Here is a 15,539-nt window from a genome sequence, read left to right on the forward strand (position 1 = left end):
TCTCCCCGGCCCACTCGCCCATCGCCACGAAAACGAGTCTGGCCCCGCCGCTCACGCGGCGGGGCCAGAACCCAAGATCTTCATGAGTCTTCTAGGGCATCCCGCCGTCCACCCGCAGGGTCGCCCCGCTCGTGTACGACGACGCGTCCGACAGCAGATAGAGCGCCGCGCCGACGATCTCGTCCGGGGCGCCGATGCGCTGCAGCGCGTGCGGGCGGACCCCTGCGGCGAGCTGGTCCGGGTCCTCCTGCCAGCCCCGGGTCGCCCAGGTCGCGAACGGGCCGCACATCAGGGTGTTGACCCGCACGGTCGGGCCGAGGGCGTGGGCGAGGCCCTCACTCAGCGCGTTGAGGCCGGCCTTCGCCGCCGCGTAGGGCACGATCGCCGGGCGGGGCCGCAGGGAGCCCGTGGAGCTGACGTTGACGATCGCGCCGCCCCCGGCCCGCGCCATCCGGGTGCCCGCGAGGACCGACAGCCGGAACGGGCCCTTGAGGTTGAGGTCCAGCACCGCGTCGAACATCCGCTCCGTCACGGTGGTGAGGTCGTCGTAGACCGGGGACATCCCCGCGTTGTTGACCAGCGCGTCCAGCCGGCCGAAGCGGTCGTACACCGCGTCGACCAGGCCCGGCAGCTCGTCCCAGCGGCCCACGTGGACGCCGTACGGCAGGGCCGGGCGTCCGGTCTCCCGCTCGATCTCCTCGCTCACGGCCGCGCAGACCTCGTACTTGCGGCTGGCCACCACGACGTCCGCGCCGCACCGGGCCGCGCCGAACGCCATGGCCCGTCCCAGCCCCCGGCTGCCGCCGGTGACCAGCACGACCCGGCCGGTGAGGTCGAACAGCTCGTCCGCGTATCCCATCCCGCCCGCCTTCCGCCCCTGGAGCATTCTCCCAAGTGAGAGTATCGTTCTCTCTCATGCAGAATAGCATTCTGAGGGAGCGTCGACGAGGGAGCGCGGAGGCCGGGAGTCTGCTGGACGCCGGCCTCGCGTTGATGGTGGCCGGCGACGGACGGCGGCCGAGGGTCGCCGACATCGTGGCCGCCGCAGGGTCGTCGAACGACGCGTTCTATCGCTGCTTCGACAGCAAGGACGCCCTGGTCGAGGCCATCGTCGAGCGCGGTGCGCGCACGGTCGTGGCCTACGTCCGCCACCGCATCGCGCGGGCCGCGGACGAGGGTCCCGAGGCTCAGCTGCGGGCCGGTCTCGCTGCCGTCGTCCGGCAGGCCTCGGACGCCGAACTGGCCCGGCAGACACGGGCGGTGCTGGCCAACGCCACCGGTGGCGCACCGCACGCGGGGCACATCGCGGTCGCCCTCGTGGACGCGCTCGCCGCCCTGCTCGCGCAGCCGGCCGCCGAACTGGGCGCCGCCGATCCCCTGCGCGCGGCCCGCACCGCCGCCGGCGCCGTCGTCGCCTCGCTCCAGTACTGGCTGTTCGGCGAGGAGGTGCCGGGCGCCGCCGAGGTGGAGCACCTGGTCGGCTTTCTGCTGGCGGGGGTGCGGGCGCCCGGCACTGGATTGCGAGAATGTCATTCTGCTAATTTCAGAACAGGATTCTGATGGAGGGTGCGTCATGTGGGACTTCAGTACCGACGACGCGTTCCAGGAGAAACTCGACTGGGCCGCGCGACTCGTCCGCGAGGAGATAGAGCCGCTGGACGTGCTGTTCCCGGGCAACGCCGAGCCCTACGACCGGGGCAGCGAGGTCTTCCGGGAGGTCGTACGGCCCCTGCAGCGCAGGGTGCGTGAGCAGGGGCTGTGGGCCGCCCATCTGTCGCCCGCGCTTGGCGATGGGGGCACCGCCCATGCCTTTAAGGCTATGGGGGAGGGCATGGGGCAGGTGAACCTCGGCCTGCTCAACGAGATCCTCGGCCGGTCGAGCTGGGCGCCCATGTGCTTCGGCACCCAGGCCCCGGACTCCGGCAACGCGGAGATCCTCGCCCACTACGCCACCGAGGAGCAGCGCAAGGAGTACCTCGAACCGCTCCTCGACGGACGGATCGTCTCCACCTTCGCGATGACCGAGCCGACCGGCGGCGCCGACCCCGCAGGCTTCACCTGCACGGCCGTCCGCGAGGGCGACGAGTGGGTGATCGACGGCGAGAAGTGGTTCGCCTCCAACTACCCGCTCGCGGCCTTCGTCGTCGCCATGGTGATCACCGACCCGGACGTGCCCGTCCACCAGGGCGCCTCCATGATCCTGATCCCGGCCGGAACGCCGGGCATGGAGATGGTGCGCGGCACGGGCATGGGCGGCGAGCCGCTCGGCGAGGGTGTGCACGGCTATCTGCGCTTCACCGGCTGCCGTGTCCCCGCCGAGAACCTCCTCGGCGAACCCGGCTCCGGCTTCCTCATCGCCCAGACCCGCCTCGGCGGCGGCCGGCTGCACCACGCGATGCGTTCCGTCGGGCAGTGCAGGAAGGCGCTGGAGATGATGACCGAGCGCATCGCCTCCCGCCGCACCCGCGGGGGCGCCCTCGCCGACCAGCAGGCGGTCCGCCATCAACTCGCCGACACCTGGATCCAGATCGAGCAGTTTCGGCTCCAGGTCCTGCACGCCGCCTGGCTCATGGACCGGGCGGCCCGCACCGGCGACCGCGCCGACGCCCGCCGCGCCCGCCTCCATGTCTCCGGCGTGAAGGTCGCCACGCCCAAGGTCCTGGTCGAGGTCGCCTACCGCGCCCTGCACCTGCACGGTGCCCTCGGCGTCTCCAACGAGCTGCCGCTGACCAAGATGTGGCACTCCGGCCCCACCCTCGGCGTCGCCGACGGCCCCACCGAGGCCCACCAGGACGTCGTGGCCCGGCTGTTGCTCAAGGGCGCCGAACCGGCCGACGACCGGATCTTCGGCTCGGCCCATCTGCCCACCCGGCTGGCCGCGGCCCGCGCACAGTACGCGGACCGCCTTCCCGAGACGGCGGTGACCTGGTGACCGACGACGAACTCAAGGCCGACCTCGACCGGCTCAACGCCTGGACCGGCCTGGACGACCTCCCCGGCGACGGACCCGTGGCCGCCCTCGAACCCCTCACCGGCGGCGCCCAGAACCTCCTGTTCACCCTCCGCCGCGCCGACGGCACCGAACTCGTGCTGCGCCGCCCCGGCCGCCATCTGCGCTCCGGCGCCTCCGACGCGTTCCGCCGCGAGAGCCGCGTCCTCGCCGCCCTCGCCGGCACCGACGTACCGCACCCCCGGCTGCGGGCGAGCGTGCTCGACGACGACGTGCTCGGCGGGCCCTTCTCCGTCCTGGAGAAGATCGACGGTTTCGCGCCGCGCGGCACGCTGCCCGGGCGGTACGCGCAGGACGCCGACTGGCGCCGGTCGCTCGCCCTCTCCCTCGTCGACGGCGCCGCGACCCTCGCCGCCGTCGATCCCGCCGGGCACGGACTGGCCGATCTGGGCCGTCCCGAGGGCTGGTCGACCCGCCAGACGCCCAAGTACCTGAAGATGCTGCACGGTTACCGCGACACCCCCGGCTACCGCGAGGGCGAGTCCCCCGAGGTGGACCGGGTCGCCGACTGGCTCGCCGCGCACACCCCGAAGGAGACCGCCACCGGGATCGTCCACGGCGATCTGCAGTTCGCCAACGTCATGTTCGCCCATGACGCCCCGCGCCTCGCCGCCATCGTCGACTGGGAGATGGCCTCCCTCGGCGACCCCCTCCTCGACCTCGCCTGGATCCTCACCGCCTGGCGCGAGAAGGGCGACCCGCCCGGCAGCGACCCGCAGTTCCAGCCCTGGGACGGCGTGCCCGGCCGCGCCGAACTCGTCGCGCGCTACGGCGAGTCGACCGGCCGGGACGTCTCCGGCTTCCGCTGGTACCAGGTTCTCGCCTGCTTCCGCCTGGCCGCCCTCCTGGAGGGCAGCTACGCCCGCGCCCTCGCCGGAAGGATGAACCGCCGACTCGGCGAGGGGCTGCACGGCTACGCGGGCTGGCTGTGGGCGAAGGCCCGGCAGGAGATGGACGCCGACTGAGCCCGCCGGGGCGGCCCTACTTGGGCGGGAACCTCAACGCGCCGTCCAGACGCACCACTTCACCGTTGAGATAGTCGTTCTCGCACAGGTGCTGGACCAGGGCCGCGTACTCCTCGGGGCGCCCCATCCGCCGGGGATGGGGCACCTGCGGCCCCCAGTACGCCTCCAGCTGCTCGCCCGCCCTGCCGTAGGCGGGCGTGAGGATCGTGCCGGGTGCCACCGAGACCACCCGGACGCCGAGCGGGGACAGATCCCGGGCGGCGACCAGGGTCATCGCGGACACCCCGCCCTTGGCCGCCGCGTACGGGAGCTGGCCGATCTGTCCCTCGTACGCCGCGATGGACGAGGTGGTGACGACGACGCCCCGCCCGCCGTCCTCGCCGGCCGGCGCCGTGCGGGCGATGGCCGCGGCGGCCAGTCGCAGGACGTTGAACACACCGGTCAGATAGACGTCGACCGTCGTGCGGAAGCCCTCCAGCGCGAGCGGCGAGCCGTCCTTGCCGACGAGCCGGCCGCCGCTCGCCGGACCGCCGTGACAGTCCACCGCGATCCGGAACTCTCCCGCGTCCTCCGCCTCCCGGACCGCCGCGGCGACCGAGTCCTCGTCGGTGGCGTCGGTGCGCACATACCGCACGCCCAGCTCGTCCTGGAGCGCCTTGCCCTTGTCGTCCGCCAGATCGGCCACCACGACCCGGGCCCCGGCCGTGCGCAGACGCCGTACCGTCGCCTCGCCGAGACCGCCCGCGCCGCCGACCACCAGGGCCGAGGAACCTTCGATCAGCACCGTCATTCCCCTCTCTTGCAAGTCGGCCTCTGAGTGTATGAGAATGGCGTTCTCATGAACATAGCCGTGATCCTGGAAATGGCCGCATCCGCGGGGGACCGGCCGGCCGTCACCGAGGGCGGCCGTTCGCTCTCCGCCGCCGGACTCCAGCGCCTCGCGCACCACGCGGCCGACCGCTTCCGTGACCGCTCCGCGGTCCTGTACCTGGGGACGAACCACCTCGCCTACCCCGTAGCCCTGTTCGGCGCGGCCCTGGCCGGAGTCCCCTTCGTACCCCTCAACTACCGCCTCGCACCGGAGCAGCTGGACGAGCTCACCGCCCGCCACCCGGGCGCCGAACTGCTGCGCCCGGAGGACCTGGACAGCCTCCTCGACCCGCCCGGCGACCCCGCCCCGCGACCCGCCCCCGACGACCGCGACGCCACCGCCGTGGTCCTCTACACCAGCGGGACGACGGCCGCGCCCAAAGCGGCCCTGCTGCGCCACCGCCACCTGCTCTCCTACGTCTTCAACACGCAGGACTTCGGCTCCGCCGACCCGGCCGACGCGACCCTCGTCGCGCTCCCGCCGTACCACGTCGCCGGCCTGATGAACCTGCTCACCAACCTCTACGCGGGCCGCCGCATCGTCTACCAGGCGTCCTTCGACCCGGCCGGCTGGCTGGCGACCGTACGCCGCGAGCGGGTCACGCACGCCATGCTCGTGCCGACCATGCTCGCCCGGATCACCGCCGAACTGGGGGACGCGCCCGCCGCGGCGCCGAGCCTGCGCAGCCTCGCCTACGGCGGCGCCCGCGCGCCCCGGCCGGTGGTGGAGCGGGCGCTGCGGCAGTTCCCGGACACCGGCTTCGTCAACGCCTACGGACTGACCGAGACCGCCTCCTCGGTGTGCGTGCTGGGCCCCGACGACCACTGGCGGGCCGTCGCCTCCGACGAACCGGCGGTGCGCGAGCGGCTCGGCTCGGTCGGCCGGCCGCTGCCCGGCATCGAGGTCGAGATCCGCGACGAGGACGGCAAGGCCCTCGGCGAGGGCGCCACCGGGCTCGTCTTCGTCCGCGGGGAACAGATCTCCGGCGAGTACGCGGGCGCCGAAGGCACCGTCACGGACGGCTGGTTCGCCACCCGCGACCGGGGACGCCTCGACGCCGACGGCTACCTCTACATCGAGGGCCGCGCCGACGACACCATCATCCGGGGCGGCGAGAACATCGCCCCGGCCGAGATCGAGGACGTCCTCCTCGAACACCCCGGAGTGCGGGAGGCCGCCGTGCTCGGGGTGCCGGACCCGGAGTGGGGGCAGCGGCTGGTCGCCGTCCTCGTCGGAGCGGGCGACCCGGAGGAGATCCGGGCCTACGCCAGGGCGCGGCTGCGCTCGGCCAAGACCCCGGACACCGTGGTCTTCCGCCCCGAACTGCCCCGCACCGCCACCGGCAAGCTGCTGCGCCGCACCCTCGTCGCCGAACTGGAGGAGGCCGCCGATGCCTGAAGCCGTGATCGTCGCCGCCCTGCGCACCCCGATCGGCACCGCGTTCAAGGGGACCCTGCGCGACACGACCGCCCACGAGCTGGCCGAGCGGGTGGTCGGCGCGGTGGCGGAGGGCCTCGACCCGGACCGGGTGGACGACGTCGTCCTCGCCGAGTCGCACTACGGCGGGGGAGTCGTCGCCCGCCACGCCGCCCTCACCGCCGGCCTGCCGCGGGTACCGGGGCTGGCCCTGAACCGGCACTGCGCGGGCGGCCTGGCCGCCGTCCAGACCGCCGCCGCCTCGATCCGGGCCGGCATGGACCGGCTGGTCCTCGCGGGCGGGGTGCAGTCCCTGTCCACCGCGCCCCGGCTGACCTTCCGCGGCGCCGAGCGCTGGGTGCCGCCCTCCCACCCCGACCGGCCCGACGCCCCCAACCTCGACATGTCGATCACCGTCGGCTGGAACACGGCCGTCCGGGCCGGCATCAGCCGTGCCGAGATGGACGACTGGGCACTGCGCTCCCACCGCAACGCCGTCCGCGCCCTGGACGAGGGCCGCCTCAAGGACGAGACGGTGCCGCTCGACACCCCGCACGGCGTCTTCACGGCCGACGAACACCCGCGCCGCGACACCAGCGCCGAGAGGCTGGCCGGGCTGAAGCCGCTCCACCCGGAGATAGAGGGCTTCTCCATCACGGCCGGGAACGCCTCCGGGGCCAACGACGCGGCGGCCCTCCTCGCGGTGGCCGACGGCCGCTCGGGGCTGCCCGCGCTCGCCACGGTCCGCGCCTGGGCCTCGGTCGCCGCCGACCCGGCGGAGACGGGACTGACCCCCGTCCAGGCCATCCCCAAGGCCCTCGGCCGGGCCGGCATGTCCGTCGCCGACGTCGACCTCTTCGAGATCAACGAGGCCTTCGCCTCCGTCCCCGTGGCCGCGATCCACCGCCTCGGCCTGGACGCCGACACGGTCAACGTCAACGGCAGCGGCTGCTCCCTCGGCCACCCGGTCGCCGCCTCCGGCGCCCGCATGCTGGTCACCCTCGTCCATGAACTCCGCCGCCGGGGCGGGGGAGTGGGGGTGGCGTCGATGTGCGCGGGCGGGGGGATGGGGTCGGCGGTGGTGGTGGAGGTGGCCGGGCCCTGAGCGTCCGGAGCCCCTGAAAGGCACCCGGCCTTTCAGGGGCTCCGGGCTGTGGGCGGCTCACAGGAACCGCAGCAGCGCCTCCTGGGCGTACGACGCGACCAGTGTCCCCTCGCCGGTCAGCACATCCCCGCGTCCGAAGCACCGGCCGTGTGCGGCGACGGGGCTGTGCTGGCGCAGCAGCAGCCAGTCGCCGACCTCGGCCGGGCGGTGGAACCACACGGTGTGCGAGGTGACCGCCGAGACGAACGCCCGCCCCGAGTCGGTCTGCGTCACCCCGGTCACCGGTCGCAGCGCGGTGCCGATCGGGGTGAGGTCGGTGGCGTACGCGAGGAGGGCCGGCGCGAGCGGCCACCGCACCCTCGGCACCCGGGTCCACAGCTCGAAGACCGGCGGCTCGGACTTCTCGGTGTCGAGGTCGGTCGCGGCCCGTGACTCCCAGGGCAGCAGGGGGAGTTCGGCGGCCCGCTCCGCTCCGGGGAGCGCGGGCACGGGGTCGACGGTCTGCCGGTCCGGCCCGTCCTCCCACACATGCAGGCTCGCGTTCGCCACGGCGACGATCCCGTGCTCCTGGCGGGCGGTGAGGCGTGCGGCGGCGAACGTCCGGCCGTCCTGCGGGACTTCGGCCGTGTACCGCACCGGCTCGCCGGTCCGGCCCTCCCGCAGGAACTGGGTGTGCAGCGACTTCAGGCCCTTGCCGGGGGCGGCCAGGGTGGCGGCGCGGGCGAACTGGGCGAGCAGTTGCCCGCCGAACAGACGCCGGTACTCCAGCTGTTGGGAGCGGCCCTCGTAGACGCCCGGCTCACGCGGGGTGAGGTCGAGGCAGTCGAGCAGGTCGGGCCAGAGATCGACGGTGGTCATCCGGGGGCTCCTCAGAGGTCGACCAGACGGGGCGTGCGGCCCTCGCGCAGCAGCAACGCGCCTGCCTCACGGGTGAGTTCGCGGGTGGAGCCCAGGAGGCCGTCGAGGACGAGTGCCCGTCCGACATGGCGGTGCAGCTCGTGCTCGGCGGTGAAACCGATGCCGCCCAGGGCCTGTTGGCAGTGCCGGGCGGCGGTCAGCGCGGCCCGTCCGGCGGCGGCCTTGGCCAGCAGTGAGCCGGTGTCGCCGTCCGCCGCCGTGAGCGCGGCCTCCGCGCCCTCCAGGGCCACGTACGTCTCCGCCAGCCGGTGCCGCAGCGCCTGGAAGGAGGCGAGCGGGCGCCCGAACTGCTCACGGTCGAGCACATGCCGGCGGGCCAGGGCGAGCATCGCGTGACCGGTGCCGAGCAGCCACCAGCCGAGCGCCCGGCGCCCGGCGGCGAGGGGGAGGAGCGGTGCGCCGGGCTCGGCGGGGCGCAGGGGCAGTTCGGGGTCGAGCGGGCAGTCGTACGACGATCCGTCCCTGAGCCAGACCAGCCGGGCGCCGCCGGTGAAGGGGAGGGCCGGGGTGCCGGTGAGGGGGAGGCCCGCGGCGTGCAGCAGGACGTCGTTGAGGACCGGGGCGTGCCGGCCCGTCTCGCCGAGCAGCCGGAAGAGCAGCGGGACGACCGTCTCCGGCTCCTCGGTCAGCATGTCGGGCCAGCCCAGGTCGGTGAGGTCGGCGCCCGAGGTGAGCGTCTTGCGCAGGGTGTCGCCCAGCAGGGCGCGCTCGGCCGGGTCCACGGTCACTCCTTTCCGAGGTCCAGCAGACGACGGGCGACGATGTTGCGCTGGATCTCCGCCGTGCCGCCGTAGATCGTCGCGGCCCGTGAGTAGAGGTACCCGGTGCGCCAGCCGGCCTGCGGGGAGAGCTCCACGGCGCCGGGGAGCAGGTCCCGGGCGGTGTCGAACAGCCGTTGCTCGGCTCCGGCCAGCAGGATCTTGTCCACGGAGGTCTCCGGGCCCAGCCGTCCGCCCCCGGCCAGTCGGGCCTGGGTGCCGGCCGAGCGGCAGCGGGTGATGTGCAGGTCGAGCCAGACCGCGCCGAGCGCGTCCGGGTCGGCCTCGCAGCCGTCCGCGAGCAGCCGGTCGAGACGGCTGTAGAGGTGGGCGATCCGGTGCCAGAAGCAGGTGGAGCGCTCGTGCGGCAGCAGGTCCATCGCGAGCCGCCAGCCGTCGCCGGGGGCGCCGAGCAGCCGGGACGCGGGGACGTGGACGTCGTCGAGGAACACCTCGGCGAACTCGTCCACGCCGTGCATCGTGCGCAGCGGGCGGACCGAGATCCCGGGGGAGTCCATGTCGACGAAGAACGCGCTGATCCCGGCGTGTCCGGGGCCGCCGGTGCGGGCCAGCAGGACACAGCGGGCCGCGTACTGGGCGAGGCTCGTCCACACCTTCTGCCCGGACACCACCCAGCCGTCCCCCTCGGGCGACGGGACCGCCCGCGTCGACAGGGACGCCAGATCGCTGCCCGAGCCCGGCTCGGAGAAGCCCTGGCACCACTGCTCCCGCCCGTCCAGCAGCCGGGGCACCAGCTCGGCGGCCAGCGCGGGCGGCGCGTAGTCGATCAGGGTCGGGACCAGCACCTCCACCATCGACCAGATCCCGGGCTCGGCGAGGCCCCGGGCGGCGACCTCCTCGCCGAGCACCGCGCGCAGGGCGCTCGGCCCGCCGAGCCCGCCGACCTCGGCCGGCCAGCCGTAGCGCATCCAGCCCGCCGCCCACAACGCCGCCCGGACGCGGGCGAGTTGCTCGACCTGTCCGTCCAGTCCGCCGTCGTCGCCGGCCGGGGACAGATCGTGGTCGTCGAGCCAGTCGCGCAGCTCGCGGCGGAAGGCGCCGAGGCCGGCGCACGGGTCGGTGAAGGGAGAGATCCTCATGACCGGGTGAAGGCGTGCGGCCGCCCGGAGTCGTGGTCGCCGCTGCGCCGGATGAAGGTCATCGCCCGGGTGCGCAGCCGCCAGCCGTCCGGGGTGCGGGCGTAGGTGTCGTTGTAGTAGCCGATCCGCATCTCGTGCCGGGCGTGCTCGACGAAGCACAGCGGCTGGGTGCCGGTCGCCGTGTCGCCGTCCAGCTCGATCACCGGGGTCCCGACGAGGAACAGGCCCTTGGGGGCGGCGGCGACCAGCGCCGGGAACTCGTCGAGCGGATAGGTGTCGCCGAACGCGCTGTAGGTGCCGTCCGGGGTGAAGACGGCGAGCACCCGGTCCACGTCGCCGCGGGTCATCGCCACCGCGTAGCGGCCGAGGAGCTGCTCGATCTCCACCAGGTCGTCGGTGTCGCTCAAGAGACCTCCCGAGAATATGATTCTCCAAAACGAGTATCACGCTTCCATGTCCGGTGTCGCCCGTCAACGCCGCAGTTTCCCGAAGTCCCAGCTGACCACCTCGTCCGGCACCATGCGCAGCCACCCGTGCCGCCCGTCGTACCGGAACCTCCCGCCCGCGTACTTCTCCCCGAACAGCCGCTCCGGCTCCACGAGTCCGGCGTACGGCTCACCCGTGCGCGGTACCTCTCCGACCACCTCCGCGGCCCCCCGAAGCTCCACCCCGCGCAGCGCCAGGAAGTCGAAGCCGCCCTCGTCCACCACGACCGCGATCCGCCCGTGTTTCACCACGTCGGTCCAGCGACGGCTGCGCACCAGCGAGTTGAGCCACAGCGCCGTCCCGTCCCAGACGAACCACAGCGGGCTGAGGTGCGGATGGCCGTCGGAGGCCGTCACGGCGACCCGGCAGACCGGCTGGGCCCGCAGGAACGCGTCCACCTCCCCGGCGTCCATCGCGATCGTGGCGCCGCGCTTCTGTGTCCCGGCCATGGATCCTCCCTTTGCCCGACCTCTGTCCGAATGGTTGATTCTCCAATAGTGAGAAGCTAGTTTCCAGTCATGGATCAGTTCCTGGCCTTCACGGTGGTCGGCCTGAGTACCGCCGCGATCTACGCCGTGATCGGCAGCGGTCTGGTGCTCACCCACACCACGGCCGGTGTCTTCAACTTCGCCCACGGCGCGGCCGGGATGCTCGCGGCCTTCGCCTACTGGCAGCTGGCCGTCGGCTGGGGCTGGCCGGTGCCGCTCGCGCTCGCCGCCGTCCTCCTCGTCCTCGCGCCCGCCTTCGGCCTCCTCGTCGAGCGGGTGCTGATGCGCCCGGTGCAGACGCTCGGCGAGGCGGAACGCCTGGTCATGACCGTCGCCCTGCTCACCGGGTGCATCGCGCTGGCCCGCTGGGTCTGGGACCCCAACACCGCCCGCCCCCTCACCCCCTTCTTCGCCGACCGGCCCGCCCTGCGGCTCGGCCCGGCCGCCGTCACCTGGCACCAGGCCGTCACCACGGCCGTCGCCCTCGCGGTCGCCGCCGGCCTGTGGTTCCTGCTGCACCGCACCCGGGCCGGCACCGAGATGCGCGCCTGCGTCGACGACCGGGCGCTCGCCCGGCTCACCGGCGCCGACCCGCTGCGGGCCGGACGGCTCGCCTGGGTCCTCGGCATCCAGCTCGCCGCCGTCGGCGGCATCCTCATCGCGCCGACCGTCGCGCTCGACGCCCAGCAGCTCTCCCTGCTCATCGTCAGCGCCTACACCGCCGCCGTCTTCGGCCGGCTGCGCAGCCTGCCGCTCACCTTCCTCGGCGCGGTCGTCGTCGGCCTCCTGGAGGCCTACCTCGCCGGCTACCTCCCGCAGAACGACTACCTCCCCGGCCTGCGGCTGGCCGCCCCCGCCCTGCTCCTCCTCCTCGCCCTGCTCGCCTTCCCGCACCGCCGGCTGCGCGGCCGCGACCGGCGCCTGGTCCCCGTCCCGCTGCCCGGCCGGCGCGGCGCCCTGCTCCTGGCGGCCGCGATCCTCGGCCTCGCCCTGGTCCTGGTGACCGTCCTGTCCGAGGACTCCCTCGTCCCGTACGGCACGATCTTCGCCCTCGGCGTGGTCGCCCTGTCGTACGTCCCGCTCGCCGGGTTCGCCGGGCAGGTCTCCCTGTGCCAGCTCTCCATCGCCGGGATCGGCGCCGTGGTCTGGGGGCACCTCGGGGCGCACGGGGAGCCGTGGGCGCTGCCGGCCGCCGTACTGGTCGCCGCGGCCGTCGGCGCGCTCGTCGCCGTACCGGCGCTGCGGCTGTCCGGGATCTACCTCGCCCTCGGCACCACCGCGTTCGCCGTGATCCTCGACCGCTGGATCTTCACCCTGCCCGCCTTCGACGTCCTCGGCGTGCGCATCGCCCTGTTCGACCAGGGCTCGGTCAACGTCACCGGACCCGACCTGTTCGGACTGCGCCTGACCAGCCCCGCCGAACTGCTCGTGCTGGCCGCGGTCTGTCTCGCGCTCGCCTCCCTCGGGGTGGCCGCGCTGCGCCGGGGCCGGTTCGGACGGCGGCTGATCGCCCTGCGCGACAGCGAGGCCGCCTACGCCACCCTCGGCGGCCGGCTCCTCGGCGCGAAGGTCGCCGTCTTCGCCCTGTCCGCCGGGATCGCGGGGCTGGGCGGTGCCCTGTACGGCATGCAGCTGCAGACCGTCACCGCCGACCAGTTCAACCTCGTCGCCGGGCTGCCGATCTTCCTGATCGCGGTCATCGCCGGACTGGGCTCCGTCGGCGCGGGCCTGTTCGCCGGGCTCGCGTTCGTCGTACCGACCCAGCTCCTCGGCGAACTCGGCACCTGGGCCCAGGACTTGTCGGCCCTGCTCATCGCCCTCGCCGGCATGGGGCTCGCCCACAGCCCCGGCGGGGTCATCACCCGGCTGCGCACCGAGTGGGCGCCGCTCGCCCGGGACCGGCTGCTGCTCGGGGCGACGGCCGCGGTGCTCGCCGCCTGCTGGCTGCTCGCGGCGCTGGACGCGGTGAACGGGTGGCTGCTGCTCGCCGTCGCCCTCGCGGCGGCCACCGCCCTGCGGACCCGGGCCGCCGCCCGTCGGCAGGGGCCCGCCGGCACACCGCCGGAGTGGTGGGGAGTACGCCGTCCCTGGCGGCCCGAGGACGGGGAGGTGCTGAGCCGTGCCACTGCTGCAGGCTGAGGAGGTGACCGTCGCCTTCGGCGGACGCCGGGCCCTCGACTCCGTGTCCCTGACCGCCGAGGCCGGCCGGGTCACCGGGCTCATCGGGCCCAACGGGGCGGGAAAGAGCACCCTGTTCGACGTCCTCTCCGGGCTGCGCCGCCCCCGCGCCGGCCGGGTCCGGCTGGACGGCCGGGACATCACCCGCGAAGGACCCGCCCGGCGCGCCCGGCGCGGCATGTCCCGCACCTTCCAGCATCTGGAACTCTTCGGCCGGCTCTCCGTCCGCGACAACCTCCTCGTCGCCGCCGAACTCGGCCCCGAGCGCCGCCACGCCGCCCGGACCGCCGACGCGGTCCTCGACCGGCTCGGGCTCACCGCCCTCGCCGACGACCCGGCCGACGCCCTGCCCACCGGCATCGCCCGGCTCGTCGAGGTCGGCCGCGCCCTCGTCCTTCGGCCGCGCGTCCTGCTCCTCGACGAGCCCGCCGCCGGCCAGGACGCCGAGGAGACCGAACGGTTCGCCGTACTGCTGCGCTCCCTCGCCGCCGACGGCACCGCCGTCCTCCTCGTCGAGCACGACATGAGCCTGGTGATGAGCGTCTGCGACGAGGTGTACGTCCTCGACCTCGGCGGGGTCGTGGCCTGCGGCCCGCCCGCCCTGATCCAGCGCGACGAGACGGTGCTGGCGGCCTACCTGGGGGAAGCATGAGCCTGCTGGAACTGTCCGGCGTCCGCGCCGCGTACAACGGCATCTCCGTGCTGCACGGCGTGGACCTCTCCGTCGCCGCCGGACAGGTGGTCGCCCTCCTCGGCCCCAACGGGGCGGGGAAGACCACCGTGTTGAAGGTCGCCTCCGGGCTCCACCCGGCGAGCGGCGGGCGGCTGCTGCTCGGCGGCCGGGACGCCACCGGCATCCGCCCCGGCGACCTCGCCCGCGCCGGCGTCTGTCTGATCCCCGAGGGCCGGGGCGTCTTCCCCAACCTCTCGGTCCGCGACAACCTCCTGATGATGACCTTCACCGGCCGCCCCCTGGAGGAGATCGAGGAGACCGCGTACGCCCGCTTCCCCGTCCTCGGCCGGCGCCGCGCCCAGCACGCGGGCACCCTCTCCGGCGGCGAGCAGCAGATGCTCGCCCTCGCCCGGGGCCTGGCCACCGACCCCGCCGTCCTGCTCCTCGACGAACTCTCCATGGGCCTCGCCCCGTTGGTCGTCGCCGAGCTGTACGCACTCGTCGCCGAGATCGCCCGGCAGGGCGTCGCGGTCCTCGTCGTCGAACAGTTCGCCACCGCCGTACTGAAGATCGCCGACCACGCCGCCGTCCTCGTCCGCGGCCGCGTCCAGTGGCAGGGCCACCCCGACAGCTCCCTGCACGCCGAGCTGTCGTCGTACTACCTGGGGAGCGGCACATGAGCCCGCTGCGCCCGCCGTGCCCGCCGAACCAGTTGAGGAGTACCAGATGACCACCACGTCCGTGACCTCCGTGCCGGGGCCGCCCGCCGACCGGGCGGAGCGGTTCGTCCGGGAACTCGCCGCCCTGAAGATCCCCGATCCGGCCGCCGCCCGGGCCGCCCTCTGGCTGCGCCTCGGCGGACTGCTGATGCTCGTCGGCCTGGTCCTCGGCGGGCTCGCCTTCCCGCTCGCCCACGCCACCGACTCCGGCCTCGGCCAGGGCGACGCCCTCGCCCTCGGCCTCGGCGGGGTCACCGCCGCGGTGGTGGGCGGCGCGCTCTTCCTGCGCTACTCCCTCACCGGCTTCCTGCGCTTCTGGCTGGCCCGGCAGTCCTACGACCTGGACCGGCTGGGCGAGCGCCTGACCGGCTCCGGCCCCGCGGCCACCCCCGCACCCCCCCTCGTACCCGCACCCTCCGCACCCGAAGGAGAACCGAGCCATGGCGACCTCCCCCGCACCGGCCCCGCGCCCCGGTGACCAGCTCGCCTCGGCGACCGGCACCACCCGGGTGATCGTCATCCGGGCCCCCGCGGACGCGGTCGGCCCCATCGAGTGCGGCGGCACCCCGATGGTCCCCGCCGGGCAGGCTCCGGCCGCGCCGCCCACCGCGGGGACGCCCGGCACCCTCATCGGCAAGCGGTACGTCGACGCCGCCGACACCGTCGAACTCCTCTGCACCGCCTCCGGTGCGGGATCCCTGACCTACGGAGGACAGCCACTCACCATCAAGGCCCCCAAGGCGCTGCCCGCCTCGGACTAGGGCCTGTCGTTTGGATCAGGTCGCAGGACATCGACGGGTCTGTTCGGTGCCGGTGAGCGGGGGCTGGTGCGTGCAGCTGCAAGGCGGAGGA

Annotated in this window: 17 protein-coding genes; 10 read left to right on the forward strand and 7 right to left on the reverse strand. The window is 74.2% G+C overall.

Translation table 11 applies throughout. The annotated features are described in order from the left end of the window. Positions 1-91: 91 nt before the first annotated feature. Positions 92-859: an SDR family oxidoreductase gene (locus tag ABZ464_RS51035; RefSeq protein WP_359289674.1), complete on the reverse strand. Its 768-nt coding sequence runs from the start codon at positions 857-859 to the stop codon at positions 92-94. Positions 860-915: 56 nt separating this feature from the next. On the opposite strand from ABZ464_RS51035, the gene ABZ464_RS51040 reads away from it, so the two are divergent. Genes ABZ464_RS51040 through ABZ464_RS51050 form a run of 3 tightly spaced genes read left to right on the forward strand, consistent with a single transcriptional unit; the run spans position 916 to position 3,975 of the window. After that, positions 916-1,560, forward strand: coding sequence for a TetR/AcrR family transcriptional regulator (locus tag ABZ464_RS51040; protein ID WP_359289676.1), 645 nt, complete (start codon positions 916-918; stop codon positions 1,558-1,560). Between the two features lie 13 nt (positions 1,561-1,573). Beyond that, the gene (locus ABZ464_RS51045) at positions 1,574-2,932 is read left to right on the forward strand and encodes an acyl-CoA dehydrogenase family protein (RefSeq protein ID WP_359289678.1); all 1,359 of its coding nucleotides are present in this window, start codon (positions 1,574-1,576) and stop codon (positions 2,930-2,932) included. Beyond that, positions 2,929-3,975, forward strand: coding sequence for a phosphotransferase family protein (locus ABZ464_RS51050; protein ID WP_359289680.1), 1,047 nt, complete (start codon positions 2,929-2,931; stop codon positions 3,973-3,975). Before ABZ464_RS51045 ends, ABZ464_RS51050 begins: the two co-directional genes overlap by 4 nt. A 16-nt stretch (positions 3,976-3,991) precedes the next feature. On the opposite strand, the gene ABZ464_RS51055 is transcribed toward ABZ464_RS51050, so the two are convergent. Beyond that, positions 3,992-4,759, reverse strand: a complete 768-nt coding sequence (locus ABZ464_RS51055) for an SDR family oxidoreductase (RefSeq protein WP_359289707.1) — start codon at positions 4,757-4,759, stop codon at positions 3,992-3,994. 54 nt (positions 4,760-4,813) lie between these two features. On the opposite strand from ABZ464_RS51055, the gene ABZ464_RS51060 reads away from it, so the two are divergent. Together ABZ464_RS51060 and ABZ464_RS51065 are read left to right on the forward strand one after the other, a co-directional pair. Continuing rightward, the gene (locus ABZ464_RS51060; RefSeq protein ID WP_359289682.1) at positions 4,814-6,244 is read left to right on the forward strand and encodes an AMP-binding protein; all 1,431 of its coding nucleotides are present in this window, start codon (positions 4,814-4,816) and stop codon (positions 6,242-6,244) included. Next, positions 6,237-7,367: a thiolase family protein gene (locus ABZ464_RS51065; protein ID WP_359289684.1), complete on the forward strand. Its 1,131-nt coding sequence runs from the start codon at positions 6,237-6,239 to the stop codon at positions 7,365-7,367. The genes ABZ464_RS51060 and ABZ464_RS51065 overlap by 8 nt, the downstream gene beginning before the upstream one ends. Positions 7,368-7,424: 57 nt before the next feature. Here the strand turns inward: ABZ464_RS51065 and ABZ464_RS51070 are convergent, their stop codons facing one another. The 5 genes from ABZ464_RS51070 to ABZ464_RS51090 all read right to left on the reverse strand — a co-directional run bounded on the left by ABZ464_RS51070 (position 7,425) and on the right by ABZ464_RS51090 (position 11,078). Beyond that, positions 7,425-8,225, reverse strand: coding sequence for an acyl-CoA thioesterase domain-containing protein (locus tag ABZ464_RS51070; RefSeq protein ID WP_359289686.1), 801 nt, complete (start codon positions 8,223-8,225; stop codon positions 7,425-7,427). A gap of 11 nt (positions 8,226-8,236) precedes the next feature. Beyond that, positions 8,237-9,007 carry an acyl-CoA dehydrogenase family protein gene (locus tag ABZ464_RS51075; RefSeq protein ID WP_359289689.1) on the reverse strand — a complete coding sequence of 257 codons (771 nt, stop codon included), beginning with the start codon at positions 9,005-9,007 and terminating at the stop codon, positions 8,237-8,239. A 2-nt stretch (positions 9,008-9,009) separates the two neighbouring features. Continuing rightward, entirely contained in the window at positions 9,010-10,143 is a 1,134-nt protein-coding gene (locus ABZ464_RS51080) for an acyl-CoA dehydrogenase family protein (RefSeq protein WP_359289691.1), read from the reverse strand. Beyond that, complete coding sequence (locus ABZ464_RS51085; protein WP_359289693.1) at positions 10,140-10,550, reverse strand: nuclear transport factor 2 family protein; 411 nt, start codon at positions 10,548-10,550, stop codon at positions 10,140-10,142. The genes ABZ464_RS51080 and ABZ464_RS51085 overlap by 4 nt, the downstream gene beginning before the upstream one ends. Positions 10,551-10,613: 63 nt before the next feature. Then, positions 10,614-11,078: a pyridoxamine 5'-phosphate oxidase family protein gene (locus ABZ464_RS51090; RefSeq protein WP_359289695.1), complete on the reverse strand. Its 465-nt coding sequence runs from the start codon at positions 11,076-11,078 to the stop codon at positions 10,614-10,616. A 69-nt stretch (positions 11,079-11,147) separates the two neighbouring features. On the opposite strand from ABZ464_RS51090, the gene ABZ464_RS51095 reads away from it, so the two are divergent. Genes ABZ464_RS51095 through ABZ464_RS51115 form a run of 5 tightly spaced genes read left to right on the forward strand, consistent with a single transcriptional unit; the run spans position 11,148 to position 15,448 of the window. Next, positions 11,148-13,256 (forward strand): ABC transporter permease, encoded by a 2,109-nt coding sequence (locus ABZ464_RS51095; protein ID WP_359289697.1) that lies wholly within the window; start codon positions 11,148-11,150, stop codon positions 13,254-13,256. After that, complete coding sequence (locus tag ABZ464_RS51100; protein ID WP_359289699.1) at positions 13,237-13,947, forward strand: ATP-binding cassette domain-containing protein; 711 nt, start codon at positions 13,237-13,239, stop codon at positions 13,945-13,947. Before ABZ464_RS51095 ends, ABZ464_RS51100 begins: the two co-directional genes overlap by 20 nt. After that, complete coding sequence (locus ABZ464_RS51105; protein ID WP_359289701.1) at positions 13,944-14,648, forward strand: ABC transporter ATP-binding protein; 705 nt, start codon at positions 13,944-13,946, stop codon at positions 14,646-14,648. Before ABZ464_RS51100 ends, ABZ464_RS51105 begins: the two co-directional genes overlap by 4 nt. 46 nt (positions 14,649-14,694) lie before the next feature. Further along, on the forward strand, positions 14,695-15,165 hold the full coding sequence (locus tag ABZ464_RS51110) for a hypothetical protein (RefSeq protein WP_359289703.1): 471 nt from the start codon (positions 14,695-14,697) through the stop codon (positions 15,163-15,165). Further along, on the forward strand, positions 15,128-15,448 hold the full coding sequence (locus tag ABZ464_RS51115; RefSeq protein WP_359289705.1) for a hypothetical protein: 321 nt from the start codon (positions 15,128-15,130) through the stop codon (positions 15,446-15,448). The genes ABZ464_RS51110 and ABZ464_RS51115 overlap by 38 nt, the downstream gene beginning before the upstream one ends. Positions 15,449-15,539: the final 91 nt, after the last annotated feature.

It is taken from the genome of Streptomyces sp. NPDC005820 (genome assembly GCF_040630255.1).
Classification (GTDB): Bacteria; Actinomycetota; Actinomycetes; order Streptomycetales; family Streptomycetaceae; genus Streptomyces.